The organism is Bradyrhizobium sp. DOA9 (assembly GCF_000617845.2).
GTDB lineage: Bacteria > Pseudomonadota > Alphaproteobacteria > Rhizobiales > Xanthobacteraceae > Bradyrhizobium.
The window spans coordinates 4,311,390-4,327,684 of sequence record NZ_DF820425.1; the positions used below are offsets into that span (position 1 = coordinate 4,311,390).

18 protein-coding genes are annotated in these 16,295 nt (G+C 66.6%); 6 read left to right on the top strand and 12 right to left on the bottom strand.

Annotated features, from left to right (window positions below):
• Positions 1-124 precede the first annotated feature (124 nt).
• The 3 genes from guaB (at position 125) to BDOA9_RS19975 (ending at position 3,365) form a co-directional block, all read left to right on the top strand.
• Complete coding sequence (gene guaB, locus BDOA9_RS19965) at positions 125-1,618, top strand: IMP dehydrogenase (protein ID WP_025035736.1); 1,494 nt, start codon at positions 125-127, stop codon at positions 1,616-1,618.
• A gap of 247 nt (positions 1,619-1,865) precedes the next feature.
• The gene (locus BDOA9_RS19970; protein ID WP_025035737.1) at positions 1,866-2,888 is read left to right on the top strand and encodes an NADP-dependent oxidoreductase; all 1,023 of its coding nucleotides are present in this window, start codon (positions 1,866-1,868) and stop codon (positions 2,886-2,888) included.
• A 183-nt stretch (positions 2,889-3,071) separates the two neighbouring features.
• Entirely contained in the window at positions 3,072-3,365 is a 294-nt protein-coding gene (locus BDOA9_RS19975; RefSeq protein WP_025035738.1) for a hypothetical protein, read from the top strand.
• Between the two features lie 10 nt (positions 3,366-3,375).
• Here the strand turns inward: BDOA9_RS19975 and BDOA9_RS19980 are convergent, their stop codons facing one another.
• The 11 genes from BDOA9_RS19980 to BDOA9_RS20030 form a co-directional block, all read right to left on the bottom strand.
• A complete protein-coding gene (locus BDOA9_RS19980) occupies positions 3,376-4,440 on the bottom strand; it encodes a LacI family DNA-binding transcriptional regulator (RefSeq protein WP_025035739.1) in 1,065 nt (354 codons plus the stop codon).
• Between the two features lie 40 nt (positions 4,441-4,480).
• Positions 4,481-5,509: a succinylglutamate desuccinylase/aspartoacylase family protein gene (locus tag BDOA9_RS19985; RefSeq protein WP_025035740.1), complete on the bottom strand. Its 1,029-nt coding sequence runs from the start codon at positions 5,507-5,509 to the stop codon at positions 4,481-4,483.
• Positions 5,510-5,777: 268 nt separating this feature from the next.
• A complete protein-coding gene (locus BDOA9_RS19990; protein WP_025035741.1) occupies positions 5,778-6,122 on the bottom strand; it encodes a RidA family protein in 345 nt (114 codons plus the stop codon).
• 54 nt (positions 6,123-6,176) lie between these two features.
• The gene (locus tag BDOA9_RS19995) at positions 6,177-6,971 is read right to left on the bottom strand and encodes a transporter substrate-binding domain-containing protein (protein ID WP_025035742.1); all 795 of its coding nucleotides are present in this window, start codon (positions 6,969-6,971) and stop codon (positions 6,177-6,179) included.
• Between the two features lie 41 nt (positions 6,972-7,012).
• Positions 7,013-7,741 (bottom strand): amino acid ABC transporter ATP-binding protein, encoded by a 729-nt coding sequence (locus BDOA9_RS20000; RefSeq protein ID WP_025035743.1) that lies wholly within the window; start codon positions 7,739-7,741, stop codon positions 7,013-7,015.
• Positions 7,728-8,378, bottom strand: a complete 651-nt coding sequence (locus BDOA9_RS20005; RefSeq protein WP_025035744.1) for an amino acid ABC transporter permease — start codon at positions 8,376-8,378, stop codon at positions 7,728-7,730. The genes BDOA9_RS20000 and BDOA9_RS20005 overlap by 14 nt, the downstream gene beginning before the upstream one ends.
• An 11-nt stretch (positions 8,379-8,389) precedes the next feature.
• Positions 8,390-9,049, bottom strand: coding sequence for an amino acid ABC transporter permease (locus BDOA9_RS20010; RefSeq protein WP_025035745.1), 660 nt, complete (start codon positions 9,047-9,049; stop codon positions 8,390-8,392).
• A 10-nt stretch (positions 9,050-9,059) separates the two neighbouring features.
• A complete protein-coding gene (locus tag BDOA9_RS20015) occupies positions 9,060-10,355 on the bottom strand; it encodes an alanine racemase (RefSeq protein ID WP_025035746.1) in 1,296 nt (431 codons plus the stop codon).
• 141 nt (positions 10,356-10,496) lie between these two features.
• Positions 10,497-11,339, bottom strand: coding sequence for a metallophosphoesterase family protein (locus BDOA9_RS20020; protein ID WP_025035747.1), 843 nt, complete (start codon positions 11,337-11,339; stop codon positions 10,497-10,499).
• A 69-nt stretch (positions 11,340-11,408) separates the two neighbouring features.
• The gene (locus BDOA9_RS20025) at positions 11,409-12,023 is read right to left on the bottom strand and encodes a hypothetical protein (RefSeq protein WP_025035748.1); all 615 of its coding nucleotides are present in this window, start codon (positions 12,021-12,023) and stop codon (positions 11,409-11,411) included.
• 152 nt (positions 12,024-12,175) lie between these two features.
• The gene (locus BDOA9_RS20030) at positions 12,176-13,180 is read right to left on the bottom strand and encodes a radical SAM protein (protein WP_025035749.1); all 1,005 of its coding nucleotides are present in this window, start codon (positions 13,178-13,180) and stop codon (positions 12,176-12,178) included.
• A 129-nt stretch (positions 13,181-13,309) separates the two neighbouring features.
• On the opposite strand from BDOA9_RS20030, the gene BDOA9_RS20035 reads away from it, so the two are divergent.
• The 3 genes from BDOA9_RS20035 to BDOA9_RS20045 are packed head-to-tail and all read left to right on the top strand — an operon-like array spanning position 13,310 to position 15,784.
• A complete protein-coding gene (locus tag BDOA9_RS20035; protein ID WP_052363097.1) occupies positions 13,310-13,975 on the top strand; it encodes an NUDIX hydrolase in 666 nt (221 codons plus the stop codon).
• 49 nt (positions 13,976-14,024) lie between these two features.
• Positions 14,025-14,447: an MAPEG family protein gene (locus BDOA9_RS20040; protein ID WP_025035751.1), complete on the top strand. Its 423-nt coding sequence runs from the start codon at positions 14,025-14,027 to the stop codon at positions 14,445-14,447.
• A 35-nt stretch (positions 14,448-14,482) separates the two neighbouring features.
• Positions 14,483-15,784, top strand: a complete 1,302-nt coding sequence (locus BDOA9_RS20045; protein WP_025035752.1) for an RsmB/NOP family class I SAM-dependent RNA methyltransferase — start codon at positions 14,483-14,485, stop codon at positions 15,782-15,784.
• 153 nt (positions 15,785-15,937) lie between these two features.
• Here BDOA9_RS20045 and BDOA9_RS20050 read toward each other — a convergent pair whose 3' ends face one another.
• Positions 15,938-16,147: a cold-shock protein gene (locus BDOA9_RS20050; protein WP_015686739.1), complete on the bottom strand. Its 210-nt coding sequence runs from the start codon at positions 16,145-16,147 to the stop codon at positions 15,938-15,940.
• Positions 16,148-16,295: the final 148 nt, after the last annotated feature.

Genomic DNA, 16,295 nt, shown 5'->3' on the forward strand with positions numbered 1-16,295 from the left:
CGTGCTATCGACCCGCGTCAACCCCACCGATGGGCTCCGATTCTCAAGGCGTTGCCGCAAGGGACGCCGAGGGCGGCGCTCATCCATTAGCATTTGCGGCAAGGCCGCAGGAAGGAGTTGGCAGATGGCCACGGTGCAACTTCAGGGCATCCGCGAAGCCTTTACGTTCGACGACGTGCTGTTGAAGCCGGGCCTTTCGGACGTCATGCCGGGCGAGGTCGACATCCGTTCCCGCGTCACCCGCGCCATCCCGCTCAACATCCCGATCATGGCCTCCGCCATGGACACCGTCACCGAGGCCCGCATGGCGATCGCCATGGCGCAGGCCGGCGGCCTCGGCGTCATCCACCGCAATTTCGATCCGGAAGGGCAGGCCGCCCAGGTGCGGCAGGTCAAGCGCTACGAGTCCGGCATGGTGGTGAACCCGCTCACCATCAGCCCCGACGCCACGCTCGACGACGCGCTCAAGCTGATGAGCGATCACGGCATCTCCGGCATTCCCGTCGTCACCGGCGCCGGCAAGAACACGCCCGGCAAGCTGGTCGGCATCCTCACCAACCGCGACGTCCGCTTTGCCACCGACCGCCGGCAAAAAGTCTCCGAGCTGATGACGCATGAGGGGCTCGTCACGGTCCGTGAGAACGTCAACCAGGACGAGGCGCGGCGGATGCTGCACCAGCACCGCATCGAGAAGCTGCTCGTCGTCGACGATCAGTATCGCTGCGTCGGTCTCATCACCGTGAAGGACATGGAGAAGGCGGTCGCCCATCCGCTCGCCTGCAAGGACGCGCAGGGGCGGCTGCGCGTCGCCGCCGCCACTACGGTGGGCGACACCGGCTTCGAGCGCACCGAGCGGCTGATCGATGCCGGCGTCGATCTCGTCGTCGTCGACACCGCGCACGGCCATTCCCGTCACGTCCTGCAGGCGGTGAACCGCATCAAGCGCCTGTCGAACTCGGTGCAGGTCGTCGCCGGCAACGTCGCCACCACCGAAGGCGCCCAGGCGCTCATCGACGCAGGCGCGGATTGCATCAAGGTCGGCATCGGCCCGGGCTCGATCTGCACCACGCGCATCGTCGCCGGCGTCGGCGTGCCCCAGCTCACCGCGATTATGGACGCGGTGGACGCGGCGAAGAAGGCCGACATCCCCGTCATCGCCGACGGCGGCATCAAGTTCTCCGGCGATCTCGCCAAGGCGCTCGCCGCCGGCGCCGACATCGCCATGGTCGGGTCGCTGCTGGCCGGCACCGACGAGACGCCCGGCGAAGTGTTCCTGTGGCAGGGCCGTTCCTACAAGGCCTATCGCGGCATGGGCTCGGTCGGCGCGATGGCGCGCGGATCGGCCGACCGCTACTTCCAGCAGGACATCAAGGACACGCTCAAGCTCGTGCCCGAGGGTATCGAGGGCCAGGTGCCCTACAAGGGCCCGGTCGGCAACGTCATGCACCAGCTCGCCGGCGGCCTGCGCGCCGCGATGGGCTATGTCGGCGCACGCGACATGAAGGAGCTGCACGACAAGGCCCAGTTCGTCCGCATCACCGGCGCGGGCTTGCGCGAAAGCCACGTCCACGACGTCACGATCACGCGCGAGAGCCCGAACTATCCGGGCGGGGGTTAGTCACTTCGGTCGTTCTCTCCGCTCACTCGTTCGTCATGGCCGGGCTTGTCCCGGCCATCCACGTCTGATGGCACGCTCTGCGGCTCGTGGATGCCCGGGACAAGCCTCTCCATCTCGTCATTGCGAGCCAACGGGTCCGCGCGAAGCGCGGCCCGATGACAGGCTCCGCGAAGCAATCCAGTCCTTTTGTGTTGACGCGGCTGGATTGCTTCGCTTCGCTCGCAATGACAGAAAAGTGGAGGAAGCCATGGCCCAAGCCAAACGCATCGTTCTCGCCGCGCGTCCCGTCGGCGAACCCAAGCCGTCTGATTTCCGTTTGGAGGAATTCGCCGTGCCGACACCCGGGCAGGGCGAAGTCCTGCTGCGCACGATCTGGCTGTCGCTCGATCCCTATATGCGCGGGCGCATGAACGAGGGGCCGTCCTACGCAGCTCCGGTGCCCGTCGGCGGCGTGATGGAAGGCGAGGCGGTCAGCGAGGTCGCGGCTTCCAACAATCCCGATTTCGCGGTGGGCGCGATCGTGCGCGGCCGCACCGGCTGGCAGTCGCATGCGATCTCGAACGGCAAGGGCCTGATCAAGGTCGATCCCGCGCTCGGGCCGATCTCGACCTCGATCGGGGTGCTCGGCATGCCCGGCATGACCGCCTATACGGGCCTGCTCGACATCGGCAAGCCGCAACCGGGCGAGACCGTCGTCGTGGCCGGTGCTTCGGGCGCGGTCGGCTCGGCGGTGGGGCAGATCGCCAGGATCAAGGGCGCCCGCGCGGTCGGTATCGCTGGCGGCAAGGACAAGTGCGACTACGTGGTGAAGGAGCTCGGCTTCGATGCCTGCATCGATCACCGCGACCCAGATCTGGCCGCCAAGCTGAAGGACGCCTGCCCGAAAGGCATCGACGTCTATTTCGAGAATGTCGGCGGTGCCGTGTTCGAGGCCGTGTTCCCGCTGCTCAATCCGTTCGCGCGCGTGCCCGTTTGCGGCCTGATCGCCCATTACAACGACACCGAGGCCAATCCGCCGAAATGGGCCAGCCGCCTGATGTTCGCGACGCTGACCAAGCGCCTGACCTTCCGCGGCTTCATCGTGTCCGACTTCGCGGCCCGCCACGGCGACTTCCTGCGCGACATGTCCGCCTGGGTTCGCGAGGGCAAGGTCAAGTACAAGGAGTTCGTCACCGAGGGCCTGGAGAGCGCGCCCGGCGCGTTCATGGGCCTGCTGAAGGGCGCCAATTTCGGCAAGCAACTGGTCAGGGTCGGGCAAGATAAGGCTTAGCTGCAAGGCCTAGCGCGACAGGGAATGGGACTCACGTGGCCCTCTGGCCACACGCCGCGTGGGGATAGTTAACAAAGAGTCACCAAATGGTCACACCTGCCCGCAAAAGCCGCAGGTGTAACCGGCTGTTCATTGACGGCCCAGCGAAGGCGTTGAATCATCGCGCATATTTTAGGTGCTGCGATGTTAGAGATTGGTATTTTCAGCGTCATCCTGCTGGCCGCCGGCTATTGGGCGACCATGTTCATCATGGGCCGTCGCGACGACGTCATCCATGGCAAGTTCGTTCACGCCGAGGACGACGGCGAATTCACGCCGGCCACAAGGCCTGCTCCACCGCCATTCCCGAAGCGACCGGTGAAAGCTGCGCAGCCCGCCTTTGTTCAGCCAGCCGGCACCGAGGCCAAGCCGGTGAACAGCGCCGCGCTGCAATCGCTGCTCGCGGCCATCCAGCAGGATCTCAAGAGCGTCGCGTAAGCCGCAACGCTCAGACGCTGCCGCGCTCGACCAGGAACAGATCCACCGCGAGCCGCTGCTCGGCGAGCGGCGTGCCCGAGAGCCGCGCCAAAAGCAGTTCGCCCGCGAGACGTCCCAAAGCCGCCGCGTCGAACGAGATGGTCGTGAGGCCGGGCGTGATCTGATCGGCGACGTCGTTGTCACCGAAGCCCAGCACGGCCAGATCGCGCGGCACCGACAGGCCGCGGGCGCGAGCCTCGATCAGCGCACCGGTCGCAAGCAGATCGTTGGCGCAGAACACGGCATCGACCTTGTCGCCGCGGTCGAGCAGGGCGGTGAACGCGGCACGGCCGTCGACGAGGCCCGTGATCTCGCCGACACCGATCTCGTGGACGATCTCGAGCCCGAGCAGTGCGGCGGCGGCGCGAAAGCCGTCGCGGCGGAGCGCGCCACGGCCGCTGCTGCGGCCGACGAAGGCCACGCGGCGATGCCCGGCCTGCGCCAGCCTTTTCGCCGCCATCGCGCCGGCATCCGCATTGGGCAGGCCGACCAGCATGTCGATGGGATCGCGCGGAAACGCCCAGGTCTCGATCACGGGAATACCGAGCTCGGCCAGCGCCGTGCGGTTCTCCTCGAGCTCGATCACGCCGGTGAACATCACCGCGGCGGGACGGATGCCGCGCAGCGACTGGATCATCGCGACCTCCTTGGCATAGGAGTAGGAGGTCTGGCCGACCAGCACCTCGAAGCCTCCCGGCTCCAGCGTCGCGGCAAAGCTGCGCACCGCAAGGCCAAACTGCTGGCTGAGGATGTTGGAGACGAAGGCCACGACCACGTTGGACCGGCCCGAGCGCAGCGCGCGCGCATGCGGGTTGGAGGCATAGCCCGTCGCCTCGATCACCTCGAGGATGCGCTCGCGGGTCTGTCGATTGACCTTCTCGGGGTGGCGCAGCACCCGCGACACCGTGATCGGCGCGACGCCGGCGCGCTCGGCGACCTCCTCGATGCGCGGCGGCCGCCCGGTCGCGTTGCTGCGGCCGGGCGGCGCCGGAATGCGCACGACGTCGTCATAGCCTGGCTTTGCCGGATCTGTCATCGAATCCTGAAGTTACCGCGGTCGGCATCGTCGCCAAAGTTCAGCGTGCAGGCAACTCCTCACGCTTCAGCACGCGGCCGACCTGCACCAGGCAGTCGCCGCTCTGGCTGTCGGTGTGCAGGCGCTGCGAGATCACGATGCCGTCGGCGGGGAAGCGCAGCACCTCTTCGGCAAGCTCCGGGCGCTCGAAATCGTGATACCAGCCGGCGATATCGCCGGCCTTGACCCGCGCGCCCACGGTGACCGCGGGCTCGAACCAGCCGCGGCGCGTCGCGAACACCGCTTGGGCATGGCTCTGCAACGCCAACAGCTCGGTGGCACGCTCGACCGGCGCATGCGGCCCCAGCACGGGCGCCTGGACGAGGCCGAGCGCGAGCAGCAATCGGTCGACCGCGCGCGCGGTGAACGCCATCGTCTGCGGCGTCACCGTGCCGCCGCCGCCGAATTCGCCGGAAAGCCCGATCGCGCCGGCGCGCGCGGCAGCGGCCATCGAGGTCGGCGCCGCGGCGCCGTTCTCGGCGACGAAGGCGAAGGGCATGCCGAGCCCTTCCATCAGGCGCAACGCCTGGCCGAACATTTCGGGCGGTCCCTGCCGCTCGATCAACGCGCAAGGCACGTGCGCCATCGACGTGCCGCCGGAATGGATGTCGAAGACGACGTCGTGGCGCGGAAACAGCTCGTGCTCGAGGAAATGCGCCAGGCGGAATGTCGGCGTGCCCGCTTCATCGCCGGGAAAGGCGCGGTTGAGATTGCCTTCGTCGAGCGGCGAGCGGCGGCGCGCCGCCATCACGGCCGGCCAATTGGCGAAGGGCAGGATGGTGATCTCGCCCTTGACGTCCTTCGCATCCAACCGGCGATACAGCCGCGTCAGCGTGATCTCGCCCTCATATTCGTCGCCGTGATTGCCGGCCATCAGCAGCAGCTTCGGCCCGGCGCCGTTCTTGATCCGGAAGATCGGGATCTTGAGCTGGTAGTAGGGCGAGCGGTCGATCGAGAAGGGAATGCCGAGATGGCCGGACCATTTCTGGTCCTTGTCGAAATCGATCTCGTGGAAAAGTCCGGTATGCATGGCTTGCCTCGAGGCCGCGTCGTCGCCGAAGCCGGCCGAAAATTAAAGGAAGGGCGGCGCTTTGCGGTCCACCTCTCCCCAGCGGGGAGAGGTCGGATTGCTCAGGCGCGCAATTGCGCGCCCGAGCAATCCGGGTGAGGGGCCGCAACATTTGGTGAGACCTGAACCCCTCACCCGGATCACATCTTCGATGCGATCCGACCTCTCCCTGCGGGAGAGGTGACTCGAGTTCCGGGCGCGCATCGATTCAACCACGACGGATCTCGCTCTACAGCAACGCCACCGCGGTCATCTCGACGCGCAGATCTGGATCGGCGAGACGGGCCTCGACGCAGGCGCGCGCCGGCGGATTGGCTGGATCGATCCAGGCATCATAAACCGAGTTCATGCTGTCGAAGTCGGTGATATGCGGCAGGAAGACGTTGACTGCGATCAGCTTGGAGCGGTCGGAGCCGGCCTCCTTGAGCAGCGCGTCGATCTTGGCGAGCACCTGCTGCGTCTGCGACACGATGCCGGCCTTGCGGTCATCGGCAACCTGGCCTGCGATGTGCACCATTCCGCCAGCGGCGACGGCCTGGCTCATGCGCGATCCCACGACGTAACGTTTGATCATCTCAATTCTCCTCGGGAAGCTGGCTCTCGCATGATGCAAGAGCCCGTCCAAAACTCATAGCGTCGGCAACGACTGCTCTTCCTTGAACCATTTCAGCTGAAGCGCGCCGAGCTTGCCGTTGAGCTTGTTGAAGAAGATGTCGGTGTTGATCCAGTTGAGCAGGTTCTGCTCGCCCTGGCGGACGCCGACATGGGCCGGCGACTGGCGGATCAGGAACTTCAGCTCGACCTCCTTGGTCGGGTTCTGGTCCTGCACCTTCAGCGCGATGGCGCTGTTCTCCGCGAACGTGTCGGCCTGTCCGGCGAGATAGGCCGCAATCGCCGCCGGCGTGTCCTCGAAGCGCACCAGCTTCACCTTCGGCGCGTTGTCGGTGAGCCAGACGTCGAGCGTCGAGCCCTTGGCCACCGCAACGCTGCGGCCGTCGAGATTGTCCGGCTTCTTGCCGGCGGCGGAGGGCAGCGACTTTGCGCCGTAGACGCCGAGATTCACCACGGCATAGGGCTGCGAGAACATCACCTGCTGGGCGCGCTCGGGCGTGGCGCCGAGACCGGCGATCAAGATGTCGAGCTTGTCCGAGAGCAGGCTTGGGATACGCGCGGCGCCCGTCACCGGGACGAGCTCGAGCTTCACGCCCATGTCGGCGGCGATCAGTTTTGCGAGATCGGCATCGAGGCCGGCGATCTCGCCCTTGTCGTCCTTGAAGCCCCAAGGCGCGGCATCGGTGAGAATGCCGACGCGAATCTTGCCGGCGCCGAGCACGTCCTGCAGCTTGTCGGCCTTGGCAAGGCTCGGTGCGGCGAGGACGGCGAGGGCCGCCGCAATGGTGACGAGGGACTTCAATGGTCTCATGACTCTCTCCTTGCAGGGGAAGGTTTCACACTTTGAAGATTTCATTTGGCAGATGCGATGAAGCTTGCGAGCTCGGGGGTCTCAGGGTTGGCGAACAGTTTTGCCGGTGGCCCCTGTTCCCAGACGCGGCCCTGATGCATGAAGACGATGCGGTCGGCGACGTTGCGGGCAAAGCCCATCTCGTGGGTGACCAGGATCATGGTCATGCCCTGTTCCGCCATCGCTTCCATCACTTTCAGGACTTCGCCGACGAGTTCGGGGTCGAGCGCCGAGGTCACCTCGTCAAACAGCATCAGGTGAGGCGCCATGGCGAGGCAGCGGGCAATAGCGACGCGCTGCTGCTGGCCGCCGGAGAGCTGCTCGGGCCAGGCATCGATCTTGTCGGCGAGCCCGACGCGGGTCAGCACGTCCTCGGCCAGCGCCCGCGCTTTCGCTTTCTCGATGCGGCCGGTGAGCAGCGGAGCGAGCGTGATGTTGCGCTCGACCTTCAGATGCGGAAACAGGTTGAAAGCCTGGAACACGATGCCGACGCGCTGACGGAATTTTTTCAGGTCGGACATCTTGGCGTGAACCTTCTGGCCCTCGACCCAGATCTCGCCGGAATCGACGCTCTCCAGCGCGTTGATGCAGCGGAGCAGGGTCGACTTGCCCGAGCCGGAGCGGCCGATGATGGTGACGATCTCGCCTTCCTCGACGTCGAGCGAGACACCCTTGAGCACCTCGACCTTGCCGAATGTCTTGCGCACGTCGCGGATTTCAACGAGAGCCATCGAGGCGGGCCTCCAGGGAGCGGGACCAGAGCGTGAGCGGCAGGCACAGCGCGAAATAGATCGCGGCGACCAGCGCGTAGGTGAGCAGCGGCTGGAACGTCGCCGCGCTCACCACCTGTCCGGCGCGGGCGAGCTCGACGAAGCCGAGGATCGAGGCGAGCGAGGTGCCTTTGATCAGCTGCACCAGGAAGCCGACGGTCGGCGGCAGCGACAGCCGCAGCGCCTGCGGCGCGATGATGTGGCGGAACTGCTGCCAGGCGGAGAGGCCGAGGCAGGCGCCCGCCTCCCATTGCGCCTGCTTCACGGCCTCTAAGCCGCCGCGCCAGATCTCACCGAGGAAGGCGGCCGTGTAGAGCGTGTAGGCGACGGTCACGGCGACGAGCGCCGGCACCTGGATGCCGAGGAAAACCGGCATGCCGAAATAGAAAAAGAACAACAGCCCGAGCAGCGGCACGCTCTGGATCACCTGGATGCACGCCGCCATGGCCCAGCGCAGGCTCGCGAACCGGCTGATGCGGCCGAGCGCGAGCCCGAGCGCCAGCGGCGCACCGAAGAGAAGCGCGAGCACGACGAGGGCGACGGTCCAGCGCAGCGCCGCGAACAGGGAGACGAAGTCGATGAGGGAGAAGGATCGCATCGCTTCGCCCCTCAGCGCCGCCGCGGCCAGCGGAAGGCGGCCAGGCCGATGATTGCAAACAGCGCCTTGAACGACATCGCCATCGCAAAATAGACCGCGCAGATCACGGCGTAGACCTCGAAGCTGCGATAGGTGCGGCTCTCGATGAAGCCGGCGACGTGAAACAGCTCATCAGTGGCGACCTGCGAGGCGAGCGAGGTGCCGAGCAGCAAGAGCACGAACTGGCTGGTCACGGCCGGATAGGCGTTGCGCAGCGCCGGCGGCAGAATGATGTGGCGAAACACCTGCCAGCCTGACAACCCCAGGCACTGGCCGGCCTCGACCTGGCTGCGCGGAATGGAATCGAGACCGGCGCGGATGATCTCGACGGAATAAGCGCCGAAATAGAGCGACAGCGCGACGGCCGCAGCCTCGAGGGCCGGCAGCTTCAGGCCGAAGTTCGGCAGCACGAAGAACACGATGAAGATCTGGATCAGCGACGGCGTGTTGCGGAACAGCTCGATGTAGCCGCGCACCAGCCAGCGCAGCGACGTGATGCGTCCGTTCAGCGCGACCGCACCGGCGATGCCGATCACGAGCCCGGCGAGTGCCGAGATCACCGTCAGCTCCAGCGTGACGATGGCCCCGTCGATGAGCTGGTTCTGGTAGCGCCAGAGCGGCAGGAAGTTCATCGCGCCGTTCTCAGCCGAACTGGGTGGGGAGGGCGCGCGTCACGACGCCGTCGGCATCGAGGCCGAAGATGACGCGCCAGCGGTCGAGGCAGGTGCAGGGATGCGAGATGCCGAAGGCGATGATGTCGCCGACCGCAAGCGCGGCTTCGGATGCGATCGAGAGGAATGCATGCTGGTCGTTCAGGCGCGTCACGGTGAGCGCGGCGGCGAGGCCTAGCTGCTCGACGCCGTCCCGGACCACGCGCAAGGGCACGGGCAGTCCCTGGTCGAAGGAAGCGTCGCGCATGCCGAAGCCGGCGATCGCAAGTCCGTCCTCGGGACGCGACAGCACCTCGGCCCAGAGCGTCAGCGCGGGCCGAAAGCTCTCCATGGCGGAGTGGTGCAGCCCGTCGATGACGAGGCCGCCGCGCCGGTCGATTTCAGCGAAGGCGCGGGCATAGATGCCGTGATCGGCGAAGAACAGCGCGCCGGAGCGCAGCAGGACGGTGGCGTTGCCGTCGGCCCGCGCCACCGGCGCAAGGGCGCGTGCGACGATGTCGAAATAGGCCGAGCCGCCGGCACTGATGATCAACGGCCGCTTCGGGGCGGCGGCGCGCACCAGCGCAAATGTCTCGACGGTGCGCTCCAGCAGCGCGGCGATCGCGCGCATCGTCTCGTTGGTATCGGACGTTGCAGCGGCGCCTTCGTAAGTGGCGACGCCGCCGAGCACGAGCCGGTCGGCGGCGCGCACGGCTGCGATCGTCGCCTCGGCCGCGGCGCGGTCGCGCGCGCCGGCGCGGCCGGCGCCGAGCTCGGCCAATACGGACAGATCCCGGCGTTCTGCAATCCGCGCGCTCTCGGCGAGCGCAGCCACCGCGGCCGGGGAATCCGCGAAGGCGTGAAACTCGACGTCGGGATAGGCGCTCAGGAGCGCGCCGAGCCGCTGGCCGGCGGCGAGCCCGCCGATCTCGTTGGCCAGCAGCAGGCGCCGCTCGCCGCTCGCAAGCAGCACGGCGGCCTGCTGGACGTTGGCAATTGTCGTGCCCCAGGCGCCGGCCGCGCGCAGCGAATGGGCGAGCTCCGGCGACATCGGGGTCTTGGCGTGCGGAGCGACGGCAACGCCTGCGCTCGCGCACCATTTCAGGAAGAGGTCACGGTTGGCCGCGAAGGCGGCTTCATCCAGGGTGAGGACGGGCAGGGCGAGATCGCCGCGCGCAGGGGACCAGCGCTGGTTGCCGATGTCCTCGATGGTCACGCCATCGACCAGGGGAATGCCCCTTATCGTCGTCGACAGGCGTTGGCGATCCCACCGGGACAAGAACTGCATCATCGCTCCCTCAGCGGCTCTCGACCGCGGCAAGAAACGATACGTTCTAGTGACAACGTTGTCATTAGCGGATTTTAGCCAATCTGAGGCCGAATTTGATGAATCTAGGTATTAAGGTAGGGAGCTCTGCCGTGGAGTAGGCTAATGCCCGCCGCCCATCTGGATGAGCAGCTCCTCGATGTCGACATCGACCTGGCCGGCGGCCCTGACGTGGCGGACCTCGACGCTGTCGGGCCCGAAGCGGTATTCGACGAGGCCGACTTCCTTGATCGCGATCCGGTCCTGGCGGGAATCGTTGATGACAAAGCCCGCTGACGGCGCCCAGACGTGGCGGGTGTGGCGGAAGGTGAAGTCGCGGCGCTGATGCACGTGGCCGCTGGCGACGAGACGCAGGTCGACCTTGCCGAACATCTCGATCATCCGCGCCCGCGCCGGCTGCGGCACGTAGCGGATCGACGTCTCCGGCGTCTCGGCGTCGTCGGGCAGGTTGAGAAACAGCGGCTTGTGCAGGAACAGCGCGACCGGCCGGCCGTTCGTGCGCGAGATTTCTTGAGACAGCCAGTCGAGTTGCTCCGCCTCGAAGGCGAGGCCCGAATTCATCACCAGCGAATTGAGGCCGATGAAGCGCCAGCCCGCGGCCTCGAACGCCCAATGGTCTTCGCCGATGATGTTGCAGAACTGCCGGCGGTGCGTCTCGCTGACCGGCGGCTTCGGCGCCGGCCCGATCGCGGTCGGATTGTCGCCGATGTCGTGATTGCCGGGGATGTAGCGGCAGGTGACGGGCAGCGCGTCGTGCAGGCCTTTGGCGAATTCGACGTCGTTGCGGCTGGTCGGCCCGTCGAACGAGACGTCGCCGGTGTTGACGACGAGGTCGGGCCTGCTGGCGTCGATGTGCTCGCTGATGCGATGGAAGTTGGCGATCAGGCCGGGGAAACGCTGGCCGAGATGGGTGTCGGAAATCTGCGTGAGACGAAATTCGGACATGCGATCATCCTACCCGTCGCCGCGCGTCGGAACGATGACGGCGCGGGCATGGATCGCAACGAACAAAGTTTAAAGCACGCGGTAGCGGATGGTGTAGCCGTCCTGCGGGGCGACGGCACCGGCGAGCGGGGCGGCGATGCGGTCGGCGAGGTGCCAGGGGCCGAACTGGGCGGAGCGATGCGGCTCGGCCGGCAGGCGGAGGCGAAACTCGAAGATGCCCTTGCCTGAGAGGTTCACGACCAGAACGCGATCGGCCGTGCGGTGGTTGAGCGCCACTGCGCCGCGCAGCACGGCCCGGCCGTCCGAGAGGTCGCGCACGCCGTCCAGCAGCGCCAATGTCTGGTTGCGATCGGTGTGCAGCTCGATCTGGCTGTCGTTCGCCGCCGCCAGCATCTCCCGGGGCATGCGGATCTCGAACTCGACGGCAGGCTTGGAGGGATTGAGACCGAGATAGGCGAGCGCAGCGTGGCGCATGTCGTAGGCGGCAAAGGCGAACAACGCGAGCGCGGCCAAGCCGGCCAGGCCATGCCTGATGACGTCGCGCCAGGTTCGATAGCTGAGGCGGAAGTAGACCGTCATGGCCAGCGCGACCGCGAGCGCTGCTGCAATCCCCGACAGCGCCGACATCAGGAGGCCGAGCTGGCCATCGGCGGCTTCGCTGAAGAAGCTGGACAAGGAATTCATGGCGTTGTCTCGCGGGCCCGAGTGGCCGAAATCGCCTCAACAATCTGTGGTTGGTCGCAAGGGCGGGAACGCCGGTTCAACTTGCTCGCGGGCGACGGCAGCAATCCCGCGAAAGACGCCGGCGCTGCTGCGTGCCGGCGGTATCCGAAACGCTATTCCGCGGCGGCCAATACTGGGGTCGGGCGGCGGTTCGCGGCGTTGAATTTGCCGCACACCTGCGTGCTGAGGCAGTCGTCGCATTGCCGCGAACGCGCGGCCTGTTGCAAGAGGCGGAAGCGGCCGGGCAGGGCGGCGAGATCGGCGGCGCTGCGCAGGCTGCCGATATCGATGCCGTAGTCTTCCGTCGTGAAGCTGCAGGGCGAGACCTGGCCCTTCTCGTCGATGAAGAGGAAGCTCTCGCCCGGATCGCAATTGGCCACCGGCATCCGTTCGCCCAGCGTGCTCGCCCGGATCCGTGCCAGATATTGCTCCCCGCCGACCAGCATGGCGCCGCGTGCTGCGAGGTTTTTGCGGATCGCCGGCAGCGCCTGTTCCAGCGCGTCGACGTCGGCGCGGGTGAGGCGGTGCTGCGGATAGAATTCCGGGCGGTCGCGGCCACCGAGCTGGTTGTAGGTGATCTCGACGATGCCCCAATCGGTGAGCTCTTCGCACAGCGCGGCGAAGTCACGGACGTTCTGGCGCATCAGTACGACATTGGCGCGCAGCTTCAGCTTGGAGCCGAGCGCGTGCGCCTCGGTCTTGAGCTGAGGGACCCAGCGGCGCAGCTTCTCGAAGCCGCCGGCCCAGCCGCGCGAAGGATCATGGAAGGCGGCAAAGCCGTCGACGCTGATGGTCAGCTCCTTGTAGGTCTCGCACAGATGCTGGCGCAGCGCCGGGCTTCCGAGGGTAGTGCCGTTGGTGGTCGCGCTCACTTCGAGACCGAGCCCGCGTACAGCGTGAGTCAGCGCCTGCAACTGCTGCCAGCGCAGCGGCTCGCCGCCGAGCCAGCTCAGGAGCACCCGGTCGCCGGTCTCCGCCTGGTGCTCGGCCAGCACCGCGGCGAAGCGGAGGACGTCCGCCGGGGCAGCCTGGCTGCGCGGAAAGCCGAGCCGCTTGTCATACGCGCAGAATCCGCAGGCGAGGTTGCAACTGTCCACGACACGCCAGACGACGATCATGTTGGCCTCTCTCTTTGCCTCACTGTCTCAGACGATGATTGCCATCGCCTTATTCAAGCCTGGGCTCGCTGCCTCTCTATTGCAACTTGTTATTTGCAATTTGCTATTTGTGTGAGATAGCTTGGGGTTATGGCCACCGAGCTGATCCGTCCGATCCTGACCGTCGATGTCGTGCTTCTCACCCTGCACGACGACCGCATCCAAGTCGTGCTCCAGGCGCGCGAAAAGGCCCCGCATGCCGGCCAGCTCGCGCTGATCGGCGGCTATGTTCACCCCGAGGAGGATCCGTCCACGCAGACCGCTGCGGCGCGCGTGCTGAGGGGCAAGGCTGGCCTCTCGGTCCGCGTGCTCGAGCAATTGATGACGTTTTCCGGCGGAAGCCGCGATCCGCGCGGCTGGTCGGCGTCGGTCGCGTATTACGCGCTGTTGCCGCACCGGGATTTCGCCGCGCGGGGCGATGCCTCGCTGAGGATGCTGCCGGTTGCCGAAGCGAAGGGGCTGCCGTTCGATCACGATGCGATCGTGGCCGGCGCGATACAGCGGTGTCGGCGCCGTGCGGCCTATTCGTCGCTGCCGGCCTTCCTGTTGCCGCCGGAATTCACGCTGCCGGAGCTGCGGCGCGCTTATGAGGCCGCGCTCGGCCGCTCCCTCAACGACAGCGCCTTTCGCCGCAAGATCGACGAGCTCCGGATGATCGAGCCGGTCGCGGGTTCCCTCAGCAAGGTGACGGCGCGACCGGCGCAATTGTTCCGCCTGACGAAAGCGAACGTTGTCGAATTCGATCGCACCGTGTAGCGGTTGCTTGCGCGAGCGACCGTTCGTGCCTCAGTTCGGGAAAGTTCCGATGTCCGTTCAAATGGTCCTGCTGCCGGTCTTCGTGCAGGTCGCTCTCACCTTCGCGCTACTGATCGGCATGGTCCTGGCGCGCCGCAAGACCCTGGTCTCCGGCGAGACCAGGATCCGCGACATTGCGCTCGGCGAGCCGAACTGGCCGAAGGGCGCCACGCAAATCGCCAATTGCTACCGCAACCAGTTCGAGCTGCCGGTACTGTTCTACGTCCTGATCGCGCTGGCATTGCCCTTGCGCCGGGCCGACCTCTTCATCGTGCTGATGTCCTGGGTGTTCGTGGTGACGCGTTTTGCCCATGCCGGCGTGTTCGTCTCCTCCAACGATCTCGGCCGCCGCTCCACGGTCTGGCTCGCCGGCGTCTTGGTGTTGCTCGCGATGTGGATCTACTTCGCGCTGAAGCTGCTGTTGCTGATCTGAGCCTGACGCGCCGGATCCAATCTGAAAGACTTGAAATGACCCCCGCTGCCCGGCTGTCCGCAGCCATCGAACTGATCGACACCATCGAGAGAGACCGCGTGCCCGCGGCGAAGGCGCTGAAGGAGTGGGGCACCGCGCACCGTTTCGCCGGCTCGGGCGATCGCGCCGCCATCGCCGGCCTCGTCTGGGACGTGCTGCGCCGCTACGCCTCGAGCGCCTGGCTGATGGATTCCGATACCGCGCGGGCGCGGCTGATCGGCATGCTCCGCCTCGAGCGCAACATGGACACGGCGACCATGGGTGCCTTGTTCGACGGCAGCCGCTTTGCGCCGGCGCCGCTGACCGAGGCGGAAGAGGCTGCGCTCGCCTCGCGCTCCCTCCAGGACGCACCGGCCGCCGTCGCCGGCGACTATCCGGAGTGGCTCGACCCGCACCTTGCAAAAGTGTTCGGCGAGGACCGCGCCGCAGAGGCGGCCGCGATGGCGAGCCGGGCGCCGCTGGATTTGCGCGTCAACACGCTAAAATCCAATCGCGACAAGGTGCTGAAGGCGCTTTCTCATCTTCATGCGAAACCGACGCCCTGGTCCGCAACCGGCCTGCGCATCGAGCTTTCCGCCGATGCGCGCAACCCCGGCATCCAGGCGGAGGAGGATTTCATCAAGGGCGCAATTGAAGTGCAGGATGAGGGATCGCAGCTTGCGGCCCAGTTCACCGCGGCAAAACCCGGCGAGCAGGTGATCGATCTCTGCGCCGGCGCCGGCGGCAAGACGCTGGCGCTGGCCGCCCTGATGCAGGGCAAGGGCCGGCTGATCGCAACCGACCGCGACAAGCGCCAGCTTGCGCCGATCCATGAGCGGCTGTCGCGCGCCGGTGTCCACAACGCTGACATCCGCACGCCCAAGGGCGAGGCCGATCCGCTCTCGGACATCCGCAGCACCGCCGATCTCGTCGTGATCGACGCCCCCTGCACGGGAACCGGCACCTGGCGCCGCAACCCCGATGCCAAATGGCGCATGCGCCCCGGCGCGCTGGAGATACGCCTGCGCGACCAGGCCGAGGTGCTCGAGCGTGCGGTTCCGCTGGTCAAGCCGGGCGGCCGCATCGCCTATATCACCTGCTCGGTGCTGGCGGAGGAGAACGGCGAGCAGGTGAGGGCGTTCGTCAGCCGCCATGGCGAGTTTGCAGTGGTGCCGCCAGAGCAGACCGCGAGCGTGCTTTGGGACAAGGCGGAGGCCTTTGGCGCGGCCGCGCTGCAGTCAGCCGAGGGCTGGCTGATGACGCCGCGGCGGACCGGGACGGATGGGTTCTTCGTCTCGGTGCTGAAGAAGGCGGGCTGATCCACGTTGTCATTCCGGGCTGTCGCTTCGCGCGCCCCGGAATGACGATGACTGGGGCCCACAAACAAAAGCCCCGCAGACCGGTCCCGGTCGCGGGGCTTTCGAGCTCTGACGTTCTGCCGGTACGTCCGCGGTCAGAACGGTGCGCAGGCGTTAGCCGACGCGGAGATTGTCAGCCGAGGACTTGCCGCTGCGACGATCGGCGACGATGTCGAACGAGACCTTCTGGCCCTCGTTGAGGGTGGAGAGGCCGGCGCGCTCGACGGCGCTGATGTGCACGAACACGTCCTTCTGGCCGTCGTCCGGCTGGATGAAACCATAACCCTTTTGGGTGTTGAACCACTTCACGGTGCCCATAGCCATGGGAATTTCCTTTGTTAGAGAGGGTACGCACGCGGACCGGTACGCGTCGCTGCGCCCTTGATCCTGTTCAGTCGATGTTTGGAGAAGTCATCTGAAGCGTGCGCGCCCGTCTGTAACGAAGCGAAGCGGCCCAGTCGTTCGGCCAAGT

Coding starts and splice junctions, on each gene's coding strand:
- guaB (WP_025035736.1), top strand. CDS start 125: ATGGCCACGGTGCAACTTCAGGGCATCCGCGAAGCCTTTACGTTCGAC.
- BDOA9_RS19970 (WP_025035737.1), top strand. CDS start 1,866: ATGGCCCAAGCCAAACGCATCGTTCTCGCCGCGCGTCCCGTCGGCGAA.
- BDOA9_RS19975 (WP_025035738.1), top strand. CDS start 3,072: ATGTTAGAGATTGGTATTTTCAGCGTCATCCTGCTGGCCGCCGGCTAT.
- BDOA9_RS19980 (WP_025035739.1), bottom strand. CDS start 4,440: ATGACAGATCCGGCAAAGCCAGGCTATGACGACGTCGTGCGCATTCCG.
- BDOA9_RS19985 (WP_025035740.1), bottom strand. CDS start 5,509: ATGCATACCGGACTTTTCCACGAGATCGATTTCGACAAGGACCAGAAA.
- BDOA9_RS19990 (WP_025035741.1), bottom strand. CDS start 6,122: ATGATCAAACGTTACGTCGTGGGATCGCGCATGAGCCAGGCCGTCGCC.
- BDOA9_RS19995 (WP_025035742.1), bottom strand. CDS start 6,971: ATGAGACCATTGAAGTCCCTCGTCACCATTGCGGCGGCCCTCGCCGTC.
- BDOA9_RS20000 (WP_025035743.1), bottom strand. CDS start 7,741: ATGGCTCTCGTTGAAATCCGCGACGTGCGCAAGACATTCGGCAAGGTC.
- BDOA9_RS20005 (WP_025035744.1), bottom strand. CDS start 8,378: ATGCGATCCTTCTCCCTCATCGACTTCGTCTCCCTGTTCGCGGCGCTG.
- BDOA9_RS20010 (WP_025035745.1), bottom strand. CDS start 9,049: ATGAACTTCCTGCCGCTCTGGCGCTACCAGAACCAGCTCATCGACGGG.
- BDOA9_RS20015 (WP_025035746.1), bottom strand. CDS start 10,355: ATGCAGTTCTTGTCCCGGTGGGATCGCCAACGCCTGTCGACGACGATA.
- BDOA9_RS20020 (WP_025035747.1), bottom strand. CDS start 11,339: ATGTCCGAATTTCGTCTCACGCAGATTTCCGACACCCATCTCGGCCAG.
- BDOA9_RS20025 (WP_025035748.1), bottom strand. CDS start 12,023: ATGAATTCCTTGTCCAGCTTCTTCAGCGAAGCCGCCGATGGCCAGCTC.
- BDOA9_RS20030 (WP_025035749.1), bottom strand. CDS start 13,180: ATGATCGTCGTCTGGCGTGTCGTGGACAGTTGCAACCTCGCCTGCGGA.
- BDOA9_RS20035 (WP_052363097.1), top strand. CDS start 13,310: ATGGCCACCGAGCTGATCCGTCCGATCCTGACCGTCGATGTCGTGCTT.
- BDOA9_RS20040 (WP_025035751.1), top strand. CDS start 14,025: ATGTCCGTTCAAATGGTCCTGCTGCCGGTCTTCGTGCAGGTCGCTCTC.
- BDOA9_RS20045 (WP_025035752.1), top strand. CDS start 14,483: ATGACCCCCGCTGCCCGGCTGTCCGCAGCCATCGAACTGATCGACACC.
- BDOA9_RS20050 (WP_015686739.1), bottom strand. CDS start 16,147: ATGGCTATGGGCACCGTGAAGTGGTTCAACACCCAAAAGGGTTATGGT.